17 protein-coding genes are annotated in these 17,653 nt (G+C 68.7%); 5 read left to right on the top strand and 12 right to left on the bottom strand.

The window, feature by feature from the left end:
• Positions 1–251: 251 nt before the first annotated feature.
• The 7 genes from ST3T6A_RS0112985 to ST3T6A_RS0112955 all read right to left on the bottom strand — a co-directional run bounded on the left by ST3T6A_RS0112985 (position 252) and on the right by ST3T6A_RS0112955 (position 5,408).
• Positions 252–1,049 carry a TrmH family RNA methyltransferase gene (locus tag ST3T6A_RS0112985; RefSeq protein ID WP_019833370.1) on the bottom strand — a complete coding sequence of 266 codons (798 nt, stop codon included), beginning with the start codon at positions 1,047–1,049 and terminating at the stop codon, positions 252–254.
• Positions 1,050–1,109: 60 nt separating this feature from the next.
• Positions 1,110–1,382 (bottom strand): HPr family phosphocarrier protein, encoded by a 273-nt coding sequence (locus tag ST3T6A_RS0112980; RefSeq protein WP_019833369.1) that lies wholly within the window; start codon positions 1,380–1,382, stop codon positions 1,110–1,112.
• The gene (locus tag ST3T6A_RS0112975) at positions 1,379–1,786 is read right to left on the bottom strand and encodes a PTS sugar transporter subunit IIA (RefSeq protein ID WP_019833368.1); all 408 of its coding nucleotides are present in this window, start codon (positions 1,784–1,786) and stop codon (positions 1,379–1,381) included. The genes ST3T6A_RS0112980 and ST3T6A_RS0112975 overlap by 4 nt, the downstream gene beginning before the upstream one ends.
• A gap of 65 nt (positions 1,787–1,851) precedes the next feature.
• Positions 1,852–2,733, bottom strand: a complete 882-nt coding sequence (rapZ, locus tag ST3T6A_RS0112970) for an RNase adapter RapZ (RefSeq protein WP_019833367.1) — start codon at positions 2,731–2,733, stop codon at positions 1,852–1,854.
• Entirely contained in the window at positions 2,730–3,149 is a 420-nt protein-coding gene (locus ST3T6A_RS0112965) for an HPr kinase/phosphorylase (RefSeq protein WP_019833366.1), read from the bottom strand. Before ST3T6A_RS0112965 ends, rapZ begins: the two co-directional genes overlap by 4 nt.
• Positions 3,146–4,714 carry a HAMP domain-containing histidine kinase gene (locus tag ST3T6A_RS0112960; protein WP_019833365.1) on the bottom strand — a complete coding sequence of 523 codons (1,569 nt, stop codon included), beginning with the start codon at positions 4,712–4,714 and terminating at the stop codon, positions 3,146–3,148. The genes ST3T6A_RS0112965 and ST3T6A_RS0112960 overlap by 4 nt, the downstream gene beginning before the upstream one ends.
• Positions 4,704–5,408 carry a response regulator transcription factor gene (locus ST3T6A_RS0112955; protein WP_019833364.1) on the bottom strand — a complete coding sequence of 235 codons (705 nt, stop codon included), beginning with the start codon at positions 5,406–5,408 and terminating at the stop codon, positions 4,704–4,706. Before ST3T6A_RS0112955 ends, ST3T6A_RS0112960 begins: the two co-directional genes overlap by 11 nt.
• A gap of 116 nt (positions 5,409–5,524) precedes the next feature.
• Between ST3T6A_RS0112955 and ST3T6A_RS0112950 the strand changes: the two genes are divergently transcribed.
• A complete protein-coding gene (locus tag ST3T6A_RS0112950; RefSeq protein ID WP_019833363.1) occupies positions 5,525–5,884 on the top strand; it encodes a hypothetical protein in 360 nt (119 codons plus the stop codon).
• Positions 5,885–5,901: 17 nt separating this feature from the next.
• On the opposite strand, the gene ST3T6A_RS0112945 is transcribed toward ST3T6A_RS0112950, so the two are convergent.
• Entirely contained in the window at positions 5,902–6,894 is a 993-nt protein-coding gene (locus tag ST3T6A_RS0112945) for an alpha/beta hydrolase (RefSeq protein ID WP_019833362.1), read from the bottom strand.
• A 195-nt stretch (positions 6,895–7,089) separates the two neighbouring features.
• On the opposite strand from ST3T6A_RS0112945, the gene guaB reads away from it, so the two are divergent.
• Genes guaB through ST3T6A_RS0112930 form a run of 3 tightly spaced genes read left to right on the top strand, consistent with a single transcriptional unit; the run spans position 7,090 to position 10,283 of the window.
• A complete protein-coding gene (guaB, locus tag ST3T6A_RS0112940; RefSeq protein WP_019833361.1) occupies positions 7,090–8,547 on the top strand; it encodes an IMP dehydrogenase in 1,458 nt (485 codons plus the stop codon).
• Positions 8,548–8,553: 6 nt separating this feature from the next.
• Positions 8,554–9,711 carry an RsmB/NOP family class I SAM-dependent RNA methyltransferase gene (locus ST3T6A_RS0112935; protein WP_019833360.1) on the top strand — a complete coding sequence of 386 codons (1,158 nt, stop codon included), beginning with the start codon at positions 8,554–8,556 and terminating at the stop codon, positions 9,709–9,711.
• Between the two features lie 32 nt (positions 9,712–9,743).
• Positions 9,744–10,283 carry a tetratricopeptide repeat protein gene (locus ST3T6A_RS0112930; RefSeq protein WP_019833359.1) on the top strand — a complete coding sequence of 180 codons (540 nt, stop codon included), beginning with the start codon at positions 9,744–9,746 and terminating at the stop codon, positions 10,281–10,283.
• Between the two features lie 40 nt (positions 10,284–10,323).
• On the opposite strand, the gene rsmA is transcribed toward ST3T6A_RS0112930, so the two are convergent.
• From rsmA to ST3T6A_RS0112910, 4 genes are all read right to left on the bottom strand, one after another.
• On the bottom strand, positions 10,324–11,151 hold the full coding sequence (gene rsmA / locus ST3T6A_RS0112925; RefSeq protein ID WP_019833358.1) for a 16S rRNA (adenine(1518)-N(6)/adenine(1519)-N(6))-dimethyltransferase RsmA: 828 nt from the start codon (positions 11,149–11,151) through the stop codon (positions 10,324–10,326).
• Entirely contained in the window at positions 11,148–12,149 is a 1,002-nt protein-coding gene (pdxA, locus tag ST3T6A_RS0112920; RefSeq protein WP_019833357.1) for a 4-hydroxythreonine-4-phosphate dehydrogenase PdxA, read from the bottom strand. The genes rsmA and pdxA overlap by 4 nt, the downstream gene beginning before the upstream one ends.
• Positions 12,146–13,498, bottom strand: a complete 1,353-nt coding sequence (locus ST3T6A_RS0112915) for a peptidylprolyl isomerase (protein ID WP_019833356.1) — start codon at positions 13,496–13,498, stop codon at positions 12,146–12,148. Before ST3T6A_RS0112915 ends, pdxA begins: the two co-directional genes overlap by 4 nt.
• A 113-nt stretch (positions 13,499–13,611) precedes the next feature.
• The gene (locus ST3T6A_RS0112910) at positions 13,612–16,002 is read right to left on the bottom strand and encodes an LPS assembly protein LptD (RefSeq protein WP_019833355.1); all 2,391 of its coding nucleotides are present in this window, start codon (positions 16,000–16,002) and stop codon (positions 13,612–13,614) included.
• Positions 16,003–16,181: 179 nt separating this feature from the next.
• Here ST3T6A_RS0112910 and ST3T6A_RS0112905 point away from each other — a divergent pair, with 179 nt between their 5' ends.
• Positions 16,182–17,648, top strand: a complete 1,467-nt coding sequence (locus ST3T6A_RS0112905) for a leucyl aminopeptidase (RefSeq protein ID WP_019833354.1) — start codon at positions 16,182–16,184, stop codon at positions 17,646–17,648.
• The last annotated feature ends 5 nt before the right edge of the window (positions 17,649–17,653 follow it).

Here is a 17,653-nt window from a genome sequence, read left to right as displayed (position 1 = left end):
CTTTTGAAGGGCGGACGAAGGCTAAGAGATAGATCGGCGAAAGAGGCCGCGTCGTTGCGCCGACGAAAGAACAGGGCGTCGCCCTCTGCGTTCGACAGCATCGAATGGGTTTCGGATGAGAGCGGTGACGATGGCGTGACAGGTCGGGTCGAGAGGAGGCCGGTCAGGTCGGGTGATCTGTAAGGCGGCCCCTATATGAGTCCCGGAAACTTCCCGACCCATCTCTGATCCGCGGCCTAGCGCCTATTTCGTCAAAGGCGCTGACCGAGCACCTCGTAGGCCATCACCGCCGTTGCAACCGCCGCGTTGAGGCTGTCGGCCTTGCCGCGCATCGGGAGCTTCACGCGGATATCGCACTCGTCCTCATAGTCGGCAGGCAGGCCGCGCGCCTCGTTGCCGACGAGGATGAAGGTCGGCGCCGCATAGCGAGGCTCGCGATAATAGGCGTCGGTCCGCAGGCTGAGGGCCACGAGCTGGCCGGGGCCGGAACGCAGCCAGGGCACGAAATCCGTCCATGCCGCCCGCGCGATCCGCTGGGTGAACAAGGCCCCCATCGAGGCGCGCACCGCCTCGACCGAGAAGGGGTCCACGCAATCGTCGATCAGGATCAGCCCACCCGCGCCGACGGCGTCGCCCGTGCGCAGGATCGTGCCGAGATTGCCCGGATCGCGCAGCGACTGGGCGACGATCCAGATATCCGATGCGCTGCGATCGATGCGGTCGAGCGCGGTGTCGAACTCGGCATAGACGCCGAGCACGGTCTGCGGATTGTCCTTGCCCGAGAGCTTGTGGAGGATGTCCACGTTCGTCTCGATCGCCTCGCCGCCGTCCGCCTCGCACGCGGCCGTGAGGCGTCGCACCAGCGGATGGTCGCGCATCTCGCGGGTGTGGAAGATCCAGCGCGGCAGGTGGCCGGCTTCCTCCGCCTCGGTCAGGATGCGCAGGCCTTCCGCCAGGAACAGACCTTCCTCGCGGCGATGACGCTTCTCGCGCAGGTTGCGGATGCGCTTGACGAGGGGGTTGGAAAAGGCAGTGATTTCGCGAGGCATGGCGCTCGTTACACCAGTTCCCGCCGGGATCAAGCAGCGCGGCGGCGCTTGAGGGAGGCGCTATTCCTCGCCGAACTTGCTTTCGACCAGATCGACCAGCAGCGCCAGCGCCTCCTCCGCCCCGTCGCCGGCGGCGCGGATCGTGACATGGTCGCCCTTGGCGGCGCCCAGCATCATCAGCCCCATGATCGAGGTGCCCGCCACGCTCGACCCGTCCTTCTCCACTTCCACCGCCGCGCTCTGCCCGGAGGCCAGCGTCACGAACTTGGCGCTGGCGCGGGCATGAAGGCCGCGCTTGTTCGTGATCTGCACGGTGCGGCTGTGTTGGGTCATGCGGCGGCCTCTCCCAGCAGGTCGGACGCGACGGAAATATATTTGCGGCCCGCATCGCGCGCGGCGGCGACGGCGGCCTTGATCTTCATGGTGCGCCGCGCGCTCGCGAGGCGGATCAGCATGGGCAGGTTGATGCCCGCGATCACCTCCACGCGATCCGTCTTCATCAGCGAGATAGCGAGGTTGGAGGGCGTGCCCCCGAACAGATCGGTGAGCAGGATCGCGCCGTCGCCGACATCCACCTTCGCGATTGCCGCGGCGATATCGTTGCGGCGGCCCTCCATATCGTCTTCCGGCCCGATGCAGATCGGGACGACCGCCTCCTGTGGCCCAACGACATGTTCCATCGCCGTCACGAATTCCGCCGCCAGGCGTCCGTGCGTCACCAGCACCAAACCGATCATCTATTCACCCGAGTTTGGCCTCTCTCCGATGACATCCATTCCTCCAGCGTCCGGCTCTCTTTTTCTTACGGGGTCAGATCGCGATGGAGGATCGTGGGCGAAAATCCTTGCGCACGCAACCGGTCGCCTATCGTCCGGGCGACATGGACGGAGCGATGACGCCCTCCGGTGCAGCCGAATGCCACGGTGACGTAGCTTTTTCCCTCCGCCGCGTAGCGCGGAAGCAACAGTGCGAGCAGCCCTTCGATGCGCTCCATCGCCTCGAAATAGGCTGGATCTTCCGCGACATAGGCGGAAACGGGCGCGTCGAGCCCGGTCATCGGACGCAGCACGGCGTCCCAGTGCGGATTGCGCAGGAAGCGCATGTCGAGAACGAGGTCCGCATTGCGGGGCACGCCGCGCGCGAAGCCGAAGGACATGATGGTGAGTGTAACGCCGACGCCTTCCGCGGTCGCGAATCGGTTGCGCAGCATCTGCTGGAGCGTGTTGGTGCTGCTGTCGGTGGTATCGATCAGGTGATCAGCGGCGCGGCGGAGCGGCTCGAGCAGCTCGCGCTCGCGGGCGATGCCGTCCTCGGCCGGGCGGTCGAGCGCCAGCGGATGACGGCGACGCGTCTCGGAGAAACGGCGGACCAGCTCGCTCCCCGCGCAATCGAGGAAGAGCATCCCGACATCGTCGCCGCGGCCCCGTAGCTGGCCGAGCCGGTCGACGATGCGTTGCGCGCTGAAACCACGCGTGCGGCTGTCGATCACGACCGCGAGCGGACGATCCTCGCCGCCATTGTCGACGGGGCTCGGCGCATCGAGCAGCCGGTCGAGCAGCATGAGAGGGAGGTTGTCGACCACCTCCCAGCCGAGATCCTCCAGCGTGCGGACCGCGGTGCTCTTGCCCGCGCCCGACATGCCGGTGACGAGCAGCAGGCGGCGCGTGTGGCTGTCCTCGCTCATCGGCCGATCTCGCGCAGCAGCAACTCGGCCTTGATTGGTGCGGAGGGCTCCAGCCCGGCCAGTGTGGCGGCGGGCACGTCCACGCCGGCGAGGCGGCGGGTGGTGAATGCGGGCATGCGATCCACGGGTTCGTCGAGGATGATGATGAGGGCCACGTCCGTCTCTGTCTTGTGAGGCATGTCGACGATGCCGATACCGCGCACCTCGATCTTCCCGGCCAGCCGTTCGGGCGGAGAGGCGATCAGCCGCCCGTCGCGTTCGCTGAGCTGGCTATAGTCGTCGGACACCAGCTCGGCGCCCCGATCGATCAGCCGCAGCGCGAGATCGGATTTCCCCGCGCCGGAGCCCCCCGCCAGCAATACGCCCCGCCCGCCGATCGCGACGCAGGTGGCGTGGATCAGCTCAGGCGCCGTCACGGCTGGGGCGCTCGGGGGAGGGTGATGAGGAAATGCGCGCCGCTGCGGCCGTCGCTGCGGTCGCGGACCTCGATGGTGCCGTCGTGGCCGTCGGCGATCGCCTTGGCGATGGCGAGGCCGAGGCCGCTGTGGCGCTGGGTTTCGTCGGCGTCGGCGCGATCGGTGTGGAAGCGGCGGAAGATCGCGTCGCGCATGTCAGGGGGCACGCCGGGGCCTTCATCCTCGATCGCGACGAGCACGATGTCGCCGATGCCCACGGCGCTCACTTCGACGAGGCCGGCGGGCGGCGAGAAGGAGACGGCGTTGTCGATCAGGCTCTCGATCATGCGGGCGAGGCGGGCGCCGTCGCCGATCACCATCGTCGTCTCGACATAGGGGCGCGCGAAGGCGACGCGGACGTCGCCGTTGCGGCCGCGCTCCTCGCGGGCGGCGAGCAGGCCCTCGATCAGCAGGCCGAGGTCTACCGGCTCCAGCCGTGCGCGGGACAGCTCGCCGTCCAGCCGCGAGATTTCGGCGACATCTGTGATGAGACGATCCAGCCGGATCACATCGTCGCGCACGATGTCGAGCAGGCGCGCCTGAAGTGCCGGGTCCTTCACCACCGCCATGCTGTCCACGGCGGAACGGAGCGAGGCGAGGGGGTTCTTGAGTTCGTGGCTCACATCCGCGGCGAAGGCCTCCACGGCGTCGATGCGGCGGCGCAGCGCCTGGCTCATGTCCGAGAGCGCGCGAGCGAGCAGGCCGATTTCGTCGCGGCGGGAGGGCAGGCGCGGCACCACCACCTCGCGCGCGCGCCCGAGGCGCACGCGATGCGCCGCGATGGCGAGCCGGCGCAACGGCCGCGCGATCGTCCGCGCGAGGAAGAGCGACAGCAGCACCGAGACGATCAGAACGCCGATGATCACCATCCCGATCGCGAAACGCTCGGCGCGGACGATGCGGGTGATGTCGCGGACATTGTTGGTGGTGAGCAGCGTGCCCACGCCCGGCAAGGTCAGCGCGGCCGAGAGCACCGGCGTGCGATCCGGCGCGCTGCGATGGCGCGAGACGACGGTGCCGGGCTTGGCCGCTGCGGCGCTCGCTTCGGGCCAGGACTGGAGCCGGTCCTCGGCGGGCTCGATGAAATGCTCCACGCTGTCGGCGCCGACGATATGGTCGAAGGTGCGGTCCATGAAGCGGGCGGCGTGCTTCTGCCACGGCTCGCTGGAGGGGTCGCGCAATTCGTAGGTGGCGGGCGCGATCTGCCAGGTATCGAGGATGCGTGCGCCGGTCGGCCCGTAGATGCGCAGCCGCTCGCCATCGACCTGCGCCATCTTCGCGGCGAGCGCCGGGCGGGCCTCCGGCGCGACGACGGCGAGCGCGCCGCCGATCATCTGCACGTCGCTCTCGGCCTGCTCGGTGCGCTCCTCGGACACGCGGGTGCGATAGCTGTCGAGATAGAAGAAGCTGCCCGCCAGCATCGCGACGGCGAAGATGTTGACGGCGAGGATGCGGCTGGTCAGCGACCAGCGGGCGGACCAGGAGAGGGGCTGCTCGTCGGGCTGCGCCGTCCGCTCATTCTTCACCAAAGCGATACCCCACCCCGTACAGCGTTTCGATCGCCTTGAATTCCGGATCTACCTGCCGGAACTTGCGGCGCAGGCGCTTGATATGACTGTCGATCGTGCGGTCGTCGACATAAACGTCATCCTGATAGGCGGCGTCCATGAGCTGGTCGCGCGATTTCACGAAGCCGGGCCGCTGGGCGAGCGCCTCCAGGATCATGAACTCGGTGACGGTGAGCACCACCTCCTCGCCGCCCCAGCGGACCTTGTGGCGCGCCGGGTCCATGTCGAGCCGTCCGCGGACGATGCGCTCGGCAGGCGGCTGCTCTTCCGTGGCGGAGGAAAGGGCCGCGTCGGTGCGGCGCAGGATGGCGCGGATGCGGGCCGTCAGCAGGCGGAGCGAGAAGGGCTTGGCGATATAGTCGTCCGCCCCCATGGCGAGGCCCAGCGCCTCGTCCAGCTCGTCATCCTTGCTGGTGAGGAAGATCACCGGCACCTGGCTCTTCTCGCGCAGGCGGCGCAGCACCTCCATCCCGTCGATCTTCGGCATCTTGATATCGAGCACCACGAGGTCCGGCGCATTCTCGGCAAAGGCCTTCAGCGCTGCCTCCCCGTCCGAATAGATGCGCACCACGAAACCCTCCGCCTGAAGGGCCATGGACACCGAGGTCAGGATGTTACGGTCGTCGTCGACGAGGGCAATCGATGCGGACATGGCCGGACAGGTAGCAGAGGGAAAGGCGGCGGGGGAAGGGGCGCACATCCGCAACTTGTGCTATGGCGGGCCGGCGGGCGGCAGGTACTCGCTCCGCTTGATCGGGAGGCAAGGACATGAGCTTGTTCGATACGCTGATGGGCAAGGCCGGGAACATCGATCTGGGGGCGCTTGCGCAGCAGGTGGGGCTGAACGAGGACGAACTGCGCAACGGCGGAGAGTCGCTCCTCTCCAAGCTCGCGTCCGGCGAGCATGATGCGGACAGCGCGACGGCTGCCGCATCCAGCGAGACGGGGATTTCGGCCGACAAGCTCCAGGCGCTTCTGCCGGCCCTGTCGTCCGCCTTCGGCGGCGAAGGCGAGGGCGGTCTTTCGGGCATCGGGGCGAAGCTGAGCGGGCTGCTCGACCGCGATGGCGACGGCAACCCGCTCAACGACCTCACCGGCTTCGCGAAGGGGCTCTTCGGCAAAAGCTGACCCTCCGCCCGGCGCGCTCAGCCCTGATGATGGGTGGCCCAGCGCAGGAACTGCTCGGGCCAGAGCGCGCCGGGATTGTCGTCCGGCAGGTGCAGGCCGAAGCCGTGGCCGCCCTGCTCCAGCAGGTGCGCCTCGACCGGCACCTTCGCGGTGCGGCAGGCCATCATCCAGTCGATGCTGCACGCCACCGGCACGGTATCGTCGTCCAGCGCGTGGACGAGGAAGCAGGGCGGCGTCTTCGCATCGATATGGCGCAGCGGCGAGCGCGCCGCGACCAGCTTGGGAGACGGGTTTGGCCCGAGCAGATGATCGCGCGAGCCGGCGTGCGTCTCGGGCGCTTCCAGCGTCGTCACCGGATAGATCAGGCCCGCGAAATCCGGACGGGCCGAGAGACGGTCCGCCTCGTCGACGGGGGCGTAGACCGGCTCGTCATGCGCGGTGACCAGGCTGGCGGCGAGATGGCCGCCAGCCGAGAAGCCGACGATGCCCACCCGGCGCGGATCGACGCCGAAGCGCGCGGCGTTCGCCCGGATCAGGCGCATCGCGCGCTGCGCGTCCTGAAGTGGCACGTTCGAGCGATTGGCCCAGCCTTCCGCCGGCAGGCGATAGCTCAGCACGAACACGGTGTAGCCGCGCGCGGTGTAGAAATGAGCGACGTCCAGCCCCTCGTTCTGGACCGACAGGAACTCATAGCCGCCGCCGGGGATCGAGAGCAGCGCCACGCCATTGGGGCGGCTCGGGCGGAAGACGTGGATGGCCGGCGTGGCGACGCCGCGCACCCACAGCTCGCGATGGCCGGCCGAGCCGTTCATGGTCGGCTTGAGCACCGGCGGCGTGGCGGGCATCCCCGGCGGGTTGCCGGGCCAGAGCGCGATGCTGTGCTCCGGCGGCCAGATCGGCGCGGAAGGGTCGCCGGCGGCCGGTGTGGGAGCCGGATTCTGGGCGCGCGCCGCGCCGGCGAGCGCAAGCGTGGCAACGGAAGCGATCAACGCACGACGATCGACGGTCATGAAAGCAACATCCTCCAATGGACGGCGAGGGGGACGCGAGGACCGACTGGCCGCGCCGGGCGCAGACCATGCCGCCTGTGGGCGGGGCTGCCAAGTCCGCTCCCCAATTCGCCTCTGCCGTCTGGAAAGCTGGCGGATGCCGCCCTATAGGAGCGCGACGACTCCCGCCCTCCCGCCAGCGAAAGACGTCACACCATGGAAATCCGCCTCGGCCTTACCTTCGACGACGTGCTCCTCCAGCCCGCCGAATCGGAAGTGCTGCCCAGCATGGCCGACACGCGGACCTTCGTGACGAAGGAGATCGGCCTCAACATCCCGATCCTCTCGGCGGCGATGGACACGGTGACCGAGGCCGACATGGCGATCGTCATGGCGCAGCTCGGCGGCCTTGGCGTGCTTCACCGCAACCTGACGGTCGAGGAGCAGGCCGCCGCCGTCCGCGCCGTGAAGCGCTATGAGAGCGGCATGGTGGTGAACCCCATCACCATCGCCCCCACCGCCACGCTCGCGCAGGCGCAGGAGCTGATGGCGCGCAATCGCATCTCGGGCATCCCGGTCACCGAGGCTTCGGGCAAGCTGGTCGGCATCCTCACCAACCGCGACGTCCGTTTCGCCGAGAACCCGAACCAGCCGGTCGCTGAGCTGATGACGGCGCAGAACCTCGCGACCGTTCCGCTCGGCACCAGCCAGGACGAGGCGCGCCGCCTGCTCCATGCCCGCCGCATCGAGAAGCTGCTGGTGGTGGACGGCGATTATCGCTGCGTCGGCCTCATCACGGTGAAGGACATGGAGAAGGCCGTCACCTATCCGTCGGCCACCAAGGATGCCGCCGGCCGCCTGCGCGTCGCGGCCGCCACCACGGTCGGCGACAAGGGCTTCGAGCGCACCGAGGCACTGATCGACGCCGAGTGCGACCTGATCGTCATCGACACCGCGCACGGCCATAACCGCGATGTCGCCAAGGCGGTGGACCGGGTGAAGCGCCTCTCCAACACCGTGCAGGTGATCGCGGGCAACATCGCTACGGCCGAAGCCGCCAAGGCGTTGATCGACGCGGGCGCGGACGGCCTCAAGGTCGGCATCGGGCCGGGCTCGATCTGCACCACGCGCGTCGTGGCGGGCATCGGCGTGCCGCAGCTCACCGCGATCATGGACGCGGCGGCCGAGGCGAAGAAGCATGGCGTGCCGGTGATCGGCGACGGCGGTCTGCGCACCTCCGGCGACATCGCCAAGGCGCTCGCGGCGGGCGCGTCGACCGTGATGGTCGGTTCGCTGCTGGCCGGCACGGAAGAGGCTCCGGGCGAGACCTTCATCTATCAGGGCCGCGCCTTTAAGTCCTATCGCGGCATGGGCTCGGTCGGCGCGATGGCGCGCGGCTCGGCCGATCGCTATTTCCAGCAGGACATCAAGGATCAGCTGAAGCTCGTGCCGGAAGGCATCGAGGGTCAGGTGCCGTTCAAGGGCCCGGCGCGCGACGTCATCCACCAGCTCGTCGGCGGCGTGAAGGCGGCGATGGGCTATACCGGTTCGCACACCATCCCTGAGCTTCAGGAGCGCGCGCGCTTCGTGCGGATCACCAATGCGGGCCTCAAGGAGAGCCACGTCCATGACGTCGCGATCACCCGCGAGGCGCCCAACTATCCGACGCGCTGAGGCCGCATGACCCCGCAGGCGCGCGCACAGGCGGCGATCGAGATCCTCGACGAGGTGGTCGCCGCCGCCCGCGACGCCGGGGCGGCCGCGGACACGATCGTCCAGCGTTACTTCAAGACGCGCCGCTATGCCGGGTCGAAGGATCGGCGGGCGGTGCGCGAGCTGGTCTATGCGGCGATCCGCCGCGCGGGCGATCTGCCGGTGACGGGCCGTGCAGCGATGGTCGCGCTGGCGGACGAGCGGGCGGAGGTCGCGGAGCTGTTCGACGGCTCGCCGCGCGGGCCTGCGCCGATTTCGGTGGAGGAGCCGCGCGCTGCGGCGGGTGTTGCACCGGCATGGCTGGGTGGGCGGCTCGACAACCTCGGGCTGGAGGCGCGCGCACCGCTCGATCTCCGGGTGAACCGCCTCAAGGCCCGGCGCGAGGACATCGCGATCGAGGGCGCGGTCCCGACGCCGCATGCGCCCGACGGCCTGCGCCTGCCCGAAGGCGTGCAGGTCGAGCAGCTGCCCGAGTGGGCGGACGGGCGGATCGAGGTGCAGGACGAGGGCAGCCAGCTCGTCACGCTGGCCTGCGCCGCGAAGCCCGGCATGACCGCCATAGACTTCTGCGCGGGCGCAGGCGGCAAGACGCTCGGCCTCGCTGCGGCGATGGAGGATCGCGGGCGGCTGATCGCCTCGGACGCAGATCGATCGCGTCTCTCGCGTCTCGCGCCGCGGGCCGAGCGGGCGGGCGTCACCATCGCGGAGATGCGCCTGCTCGACGGCGGGCGCGAGGGCGATGCACTGGAGGATTTCCGGGAGGCTGCCGATCTCGTCGTCGTCGATGCGCCCTGCTCGGGCACCGGCACATGGCGGCGCAACCCGGAGGCGCGCTGGCGGCTGACGCAGGCGCGGCTCGATCGCGTCGTGGCGCTTCAGTCGCGGCTGCTCGACGTCGCGGCGGGTCTGGTGAAGCCCGGCGGCACGCTGGTCCACATCGTCTGCTCGCTGCTCGACGAGGAGGGGGCGGGGCAGGCGGAGGCCTTCCTCGCGCGCCATCCGGGCTGGATCGCGCGGCCGGTTTCGCTGCCCACCGGCGAGGCGCGAGGGCCGGGCATCCGCCTTACGCCGGCGGCGAGCGGCACCGACGGCTTTTTCGTCGCGACACTCGTGCGGCCGTGCTAAACCCCGCGACAAGTCCTTTATCGGAGAAGCTGATGCGTTTCCTGCCCGTTGCCGCTGCCGCCTCGCTGGGTCTTCTTGCGGTATCGAGCGGCAGCTATGGCCAGAAGCCGGATGACCAGATCAACCCTCGCTCGCTGTCCTTCCAGAAGCAGGGCGAGGCGGCGCTGGCGGCGGGCAACTATGCCGCCGCGAACGATGCGCTGGAAGCGTCGGTCGTCGCCGATCCGCGCAACCGGGGCGCCTTCGTGGCGCTCGGCCGGGTCGCGCAGGCGCAGCAGCTTCCGGGCAAGGCGATCCGTTACTACAAGGATGCGCTGCTGCTGGAGCCGAACGACGTCGGCGCGCTGGCGGGTGAGGGCGATGCGCTCGTGCAGCGCGGCGCCGTCGATCGCGCCAAGGACAATCTCGCGCGCATCAAGACGCTCTGCAAGGGCGACTGTCCCGCCGCGACGACGCTCGCCGCCGCGATCGCCAAGGGCCCGCCGCCGCTGGTGCAGACTGCGGCCACCGACAAGGTGCCGCCTGCGACCAAGGGCCAGGCCGCGACCACGCCGCCGTCCGGCAAGAACTGAGCTTCGGGAGGCCCGGCCGCCAAAGCCGGGCCTTTCCGTTTCAGGAGAGCGCGCGCGCCAGCGCGACGAACTCGTCGACCGAGAGCGTCTCGGGCCGGCGCTCGGCCGCGATGCCCAGCGTCGCCAGCGCGTCGAGCGCATCGGGTGTGCCCTTGAGGCTCTGGCGCAGCATCTTGCGGCGCTGGCCGAAGGCGGCGGCGGTGAGCTGCGAGAGCTTCGCCGGATTGACGCCCTCCGGCATCTCCCGCGGCTCGATATGGACGACCGCCGACATCACCTTGGGCGGCGGCACGAAGGCCGAGCGATGGACGTTGAGCGCGATCACCGCCGAGCTGCGCCACTGGGCGAGGACGGCGAGGCGGCCATAGGCGTCGCTGCCGGGCTTGGCGACGATGCGCTCGGCCACTTCCTTCTGGAACATCAGCGAGAGCGACGCCCACCACGGCGCCCACGTCTCGCTCTCCAGCCAGCGGACCAGCAGCACCGTGCCTACGTTATAGGGAAGGTTGGCGACGATATGCGCGCCGTCGCCGGCCTCGGCGCGTTCGTCTACCTCCAGCGCGTCGCCCTCGATCACACGCAGGCGGCCATCCGCTGCCTCGCCCAGCTCGGCGAGCGCGGGGAGGCAGCGGCGATCGCGCTCCACCGCCGTCACCTGCGCGCCGGCGCGGAGCAGGGCGCGGGTCAGGCCGCCGGGGCCGGGGCCGACCTCATAGACGCGCTGCCCCTCCAGATTGCCCGCCACGCGCGCGATCCGGTCGAGAAGCTGCGGATCGAGCAGGAAGTTCTGCCCCAGCGCCTTGGACGCGGAAAGGCCATGCTGCGCGATCACCTCGCGCAGCGGCGGAAGCCCGGCGAGGCCGCTCATGCCGCCTGGGCGCGCCGTGCGGCTGCTTCGCCGGCCATGCGGATGGCGGCGATGGTGGCGCCGGGCTCGGCCTTGTCCTGACCCGCGATGCCGAAGGCGGTGCCATGATCGGGCGCGACGCGGACGATCGGAAGCCCAAGTGTCATGTTCACGCCTTCGTCGAAATGCAGCGTCTTGAGCGGGATCAGCGCCTGATCGTGATAGGTGCAGAGCGCCGCGTCATAGAGCGCCCGCGCGCGCGGATGGAACATGGTGTCGCCCGCGAGCGGCCCGACGATGTCGATGCCCTCCTCGCGGAGCTGCTCCACGGCAGGGACGAGGATATCCAACTCCTCGCGACCCAGCGCGCCGCCTTCGCCGGCATGGGGGTTGAAGCCCGCCAGCGCGATGCGCGGCGATTCGATGCCGAAATCCCGCTGCAATCCGCGAGCCGTCACCCGCACGCGGGCGGTGACGAGATCCACGGTCAGCAGATCGGGCACCTTCGCCAGCGGCACATGGGTGGTGATGCAGACGGTGCGGAGCGACGGCCCGGCGAGCATCATCGCGACATTGGCCGGCGATACGCCGCAACGCTCGGCGACGAACTCGGTCTGGCCCGAATGGGTGAAGCCGATCGCGTACAGCTCGGCCTTGGAGACCGGCCCGGTGACGATCGCCGAGGCCGCGCCCGATCGCGCAAGGCCGACCGCAATCTCCAGGCTGGCGATGGCGCAGCGCGCGCCCGGCATGTTGGGCTGGCCGGGGATGATCTCGCCCGCATCCTCCACTTCCATGATGGGGAGCGCCTCGTCGAAGCAACCCATCGCATCGGCGGGCGTCTCGATCTTGCGGAGCGGGCCGTCCCACACGATGGCGATCGAGCGGGGGTCGCCGATGGCGAAGAAGGGCTGCAACCCCTCTTCGCGCCGGCGCATCCAGGCCTTGGCGAGAACCTCAGGCCCGATCCCGGCCGGATCGCCGATGGAAACGGCGATCGGCTGGAGCGTATCGCTCATCGGTATTCAATCACCGCATCACGGCGCAGGTCGCGCAGATAGCGACGGGCGCGCAGATCGACGCGCTCCTGCTCCATCTGGTTGTAGATCTGGTCGAACGACGGCTTGCCCGCCACCTCCGGATCGTCGCGGCCGCAGAGCACCAGCACGCGGACGCCCTCCGTGACTGAGCCGAACGGCGTCGTCGCCTGGCCGATCGACATCGCGGTCATCTGGTTCTGGAGCACTGGCGGGAGATCGCGGATGCGGATATTGTCGTTCTCGACGACATCCGCATCGAGCTTCGCAGCGATATCCTTGGCGCCGCCGCAACCGCCCATCTTCTGGGTGGCTTCCGCGAAGGCGGCCACGCGCGGGCTGGCCTGATCCTGCGTGGTGCCCTTGGGGAAGCTGATCGTCATCTGCTTCAGGCTGAGCACGGCGTCGCGTGGATCGGACATCAGCACCTGCCGCGTGTCCTGCACCGCGATGATCGAATAGCCGCCGGGCACCGCGATCGGCGGGCTGACCGTGCCGGGCTGCATCTCCGGGAGGATCTGGGCGATGGCGTCGGGCAGCTGCTCGGCGCGAACCCAGCCGAGATCGCCGCCGACGGCCGCGGTCGACGCTTCCGAATATTGGCGCGCATAGGCGACGAAGCTGCCGCCCTTGCGGATCTGGTCCATCACGCGATCCGCATTGGCGTGGACCTGCGCGTCGTTCTGCGGCGTGGCGGAGAGAAAGATCTCGCCGACATGATATTCCTTGGTGCCCTTGGAGGCATTGAGGCGCGCGATCACCTGCTTCACCTCGTCGTCGCCGACGTTGACGAAGGGCTGCACCTTGCGATCGAGCAGGCGCTGCCAGGCGAGTTCGCCCTCGATCTGGCGCTTGATCGAGTTGGCCGACGAGCCCTTCGACTTCAGGAAGGCGGCGAACTGGTCGGGCGTGTTCTTGAACTGCCCGGCGACGCGCTGGAAGGTCTGGTCGATGTCGCCCGACGGCACGGTGACGTCGTTGGACTTCGCTTCCTGGATCTGGAGCGTCTCGTCGATCAGGTTGCGCAGCACCTGGAGGCGCAGCCGGTCGCGCTCCTCCGCGCTCACCTGCTGTCCGTTGGCGGCGAGCACCAGATTGAGGCGCTGGTCGACGTCGGTGTCGGTGATGATGAAGCCGTTGACGATCGCGGTCGCCTTGCGGATCGTCGGGTCGAACTTGCCGAAGACGGCGACGTCGTTGGGCAGGTTCAGCGGCGTATTCTCGCCGCCCACGCTGTCATCGTCAGCCTGCTGCTGTGCGAAGGCGTAGCCACCACCAACCGCTATCAGGCCGGCGGCCAGGCAAAGCGCCGCCAGGCGCGGCTTGAGCATCCTTGTCTGGAAAATCACGCTGTCCTCAGTGTCCCGCCCGTTGCATCACGCCCGGCCACTGCCTCTGATGCGGCATAGCGCGAGCATGTCGCATCTCCTCGATGAATGCAGGCTTAGCGTCCGAGGTTCTTGAACGCCAGCCGGAACTGGATCGTGTTGCCCCGCCGGGCGTCGCCGACCGCGGTATAGTCGCGCCGCCAGTTCACGCTGAACTCGAAGCAGTCGTCCTCATAGGCGAGGCCGACGCGCGAGCGGACCGGATCGATATTGGCATCGAGCGTCGGATCGAGCACCGGATCGCTGCTCTTGCCGGTGAGATCGAGCGTGGTCGACCCGAACAGCGACCAGCGCTTGAGGAGCTGAAGGCGCGCGCCCAGCCGCAATTCCTCGTGATCGCGCAGATCTTCGATGGTGTTGCTGATGTGCCGATTGAGCTTCAGATAGCCGATCTGGAGATAGGTCTGCTGGTTGCCCAGCGTCGCGTCGATCTCGTTGCGGCGGATCGCAAAGCTCTTCCTGTCCACGCGGAAGCGGTGGCTGAGGCTGATGAAGCTGCCGTAGCGCAGCGTCGTGCTGCCCACGATATCGGACGTCCTGCCCGAAAGGCCGGTGCCGTCGGGCAGGATGCCCATGCCCGCGATGCCCGAACCCTGCGTGATGTCGGACGGCGTGTAGAAGCGATAGCTCTCGCCGACCTGCGAGCGCAGCGAGAAATGCGGCAGGTCGAGCGCATATTCCACGCCATAGGTGACGCGCGCTCCATCCTCCCAGCGATCGTATCCGGGGAAGCGATTGAGCGCGAAGAGGTTGGAATCCTCCAGGTCGATCGCGCGGGCATCCTCGTTGGGGATGGCGAGGTTGCGGGTCGGCGGCGAGCCCACCACCTGCACGCGCGGCGTGATGCGCTGCGTGCCCGACAGGAACTCCCCGATGAAGGGCCAGCGCACGTCGACCGCGAGCGCGCCGATGCCGCGGCCCTTCCAGCCCGGCTCGCCCTGATAGATGACCGTCGAGGTCGCGAGATTGTCGTCGCTGTGATAGACGTCGCCGCGGCCATAGGCGGTGAAGGTCACCTGCTGGCCGAGCGGGGTCAGCAGCCACTTCTCCCACTGCGCGCTGACGAAGGCGCGCTGCGTGTCTTGCCCCTCGAGGCGGGTGATGGCGAGCGTGTTCGCCTGGAAGGTGAAGGTGCCACCCAGCACGGTTTCGGGCACGCGCAGGCGATAGTCGAGCGCGGGGAGCGCGATCGGCTGCGTCTTCTGGCGCACGCCCGGCACCATCGTCTCGAACTCCCAGCCGGCGATCGAGAGATAGCTGTCCGAATCGATCCGCTCGGCCTTGAGCGTCGAGCGCAGGCGGTCGTCGTAGTTGATGTCGTAGCGGCGCAGGAAGGTCTTGTCGGTGACGGCCCGGATCGAGCCGCTCAGCGTCCAGTTCGGCCCGAGCTGATAGGTGCCGTTCGCCTCGATATAGCCGCGGAAATCGCGAGAACCGGGCGCCGTGTCGCTGGCCGATCGCGTGCTGTCGGTCGCATAGGCCTGCACCCGCCACGCGCCGTTGCTGTCGAGCGAGCGATATTCCGCCTCCAGCATCGGGAGCACCGACGTGAAGATGTAGGGCGTGATCGTCAGATCGCGGTTGGGCGCGAACTGGATGTAATAGGGCGTCGCGACCTGGAGGCCGTTGCGGCCGTTATAGCTGATGTCCGGCACCAGCAGGCCCGAGGAGCCGCCTTGTCCCGATCCGTCGGGGTGCGAGAAGGCGGGCAGCCACAGGATCGGCACGCTGAGGAAGGTCAGCCGCGCATCGCGATAGGAAATGCGGTGCTTGGTGGGATCATAGACCACGCGCGCGGCGGTGATCTTCCAGATCGGGTCCTTGGGGCAGCCCTTGCTGTCCGTGACGTCGCAGGGCGTGTAGGCTGCATGGGTGAGCGTGTAGATGCCGTTCGCCCGGCCGCCCGTGGTGGCCGCCATGCGCCCGCCATTCTCCAGCACGAGCAGCAGATCCTCGATCACGCCGTCCTTCAGCGTATCGGTGAGCTGGAGGTCCCGCCCATAGGTGATGTCGCCCTGCGGATTGGCGATGGCGACATTGCCCATGGCGTGGACTTCGCCGGTATCGCGGTTCCACTCGACCTTGTCGGCGCGCAGGCGGTTGCCCTGCCGTATCATCCGGACGTCGCCCGACGCGGTCACGACATGGGACTTGTAGTCATAGTCGAGCGTGTCGGCGGTGAACGCGACCTCATTGTCGCCGAGCGGCGTATTCCCGCCCGCGATTCCGAAGCTCGAGGTCGTCGATGGGCGCACCAGCGCGGGCCGTCCGTCCGGCTGCGCGCCGAACGCGCCACCGGCAACGCTGGGCTCCGGCGCGGCTGGGGCAGGCTCGGGTGACGCCACGGTCTGCGCATGGGCGGTGGCCGAGGCGAACGCGAGAACGAGCGGGAGCGCGGTGGCGAGCCCTTGGCGGGAAATCGATCTGGTCGGGCTTAGAAAATTCACTGGTCCCCCGGTGCCCGGACGGCAACGCTTTTTCGCGCCTATCGCATTGCCACAGCCGCTCCGCAATGTCCGCAACGTAACGATGCGGTGGTCCGCAGGGGTGGCGCGGGACGGGGAGGCTTGCCATATGCGCCGTCAAGGCGCCCATTGGTGCCGCATATGGAGGTTTCATAAGAACGATGAACGTGCGCTTCGCAGATCGTCGCCCCGAGGGAGCCTATGCGCTCGCCTTTCCGCAGCAGGCCGGTCAGGCCGACAGCGATCGACTCACGTCGCTTCTGGGCGACGGTGCCGGTCTGGTCCGGCAGGCCGCGACGGCGGCTCGCTTCGAGGGCGAGGCTGGCTCGGTGGCCGAGGTCTTCGCGCCGGAGGGTGCGGGCGTGCGGCGCGTGCTTCTGGCCGGGCTCGGCGACGGCGATCAGGATGCGCAGTATGAGCGCGCCGGTGGCGCCCTCGTCGCCAAGGTCCAGATGTCGGGCGAGAAGACGCTCGTGATCGACTTCACCGGCCACAAGGGCACGGCCGAGCGCGCGGCGCGCCTCGCTTATGGCGCGCTGCTGCGGAGCTGGCGCTACGATGTCTATCGCACCAAGCTGAAGCCGAGCCAGAAGCCGAGCCTCGACGAGATCGTGATCGTCGGTGCGGGCGAGGGCGCTGAGGCGGCCTGGACCTCGCTCAAGGCGATCGCGGACGGCGTGGCCTTCACCCGCGAACTGGTCACCGAGCCGGCCAACATCATCTATCCCGAGAGCTTCGTTGAGCGCTGCCAGAAGCTCAAGGAGCTGGGCGTCGAGATCACCGTGCTCGGCCCGGAGGAGATGACGAAGCTCGGCATGGGCGCGCTGCTCGGCGTGGCGCAGGGTTCGCGCCGCCCGGCTCGCCTGCTGGCGATGCGCTGGAAGGGTTCGGACGCCGAGCCCGTCGCCTTCGTCGGCAAGGGCGTGACCTTCGACACCGGCGGCATCTCGATCAAGCCGGCCGCCGGCATGGAAGACATGAAGTGGGACATGGGCGGCGCGGGTGCCGTCGCGGGCGCGATGCTGGCGCTGGCGGGCCGCAAGGCCAAGGCGCATGTCATCGGCGTCTGCGGCCTCGTCGAGAACATGCCCGACGGCAATGCACAGCGTCCGGGTGACGTCGTGACGTCGATGTCGGGCCAGACGATCGAGGTGATCAACACCGACGCCGAAGGCCGCCTCGTGCTGTGCGACGCGATCACCTGGGTGCAGAAGACCTATGGCGTGAAGACCGTCATCGATCTCGCCACGCTGACCGGCGCGATGATCATCTCGCTCGGCCATGAGCATGGCGGCCTGTTCTCGAACGACGATGGCCTTGCCGACAAGATTCTGTCTTCGGCCAAGGCGTCGGGCGACACGCTGTGGCGCTTCCCGATGGGCGACGCTTACGACAAGCTGATCGACAGCCCGATCGCGGACATGAAGAATGTCGGCCCGCGCTACGGCGGCTCGATCACGGCGGCGCAGTTCATCAAGCGCTTCGTCGAGGACGGCGTGAAGTGGGCGCATCTCGACATCGCGGGCATGGTCTGGGCGGCCAAGCCGGGCGCGACGTGGGACAAGGGCGCGACCGGCTTCGGCGTGCGCCTGATCGACCGCTTCGTCGCCGATCACCTCGAGGGCTGATCGGG

The organism is Sphingomonas sp. PR090111-T3T-6A, assembly GCF_000383095.1.
Lineage (GTDB): Bacteria > Pseudomonadota > Alphaproteobacteria > Sphingomonadales > Sphingomonadaceae > Solisphingomonas.
This window is presented reverse-complemented; position numbering and strand designations above follow the sequence as displayed.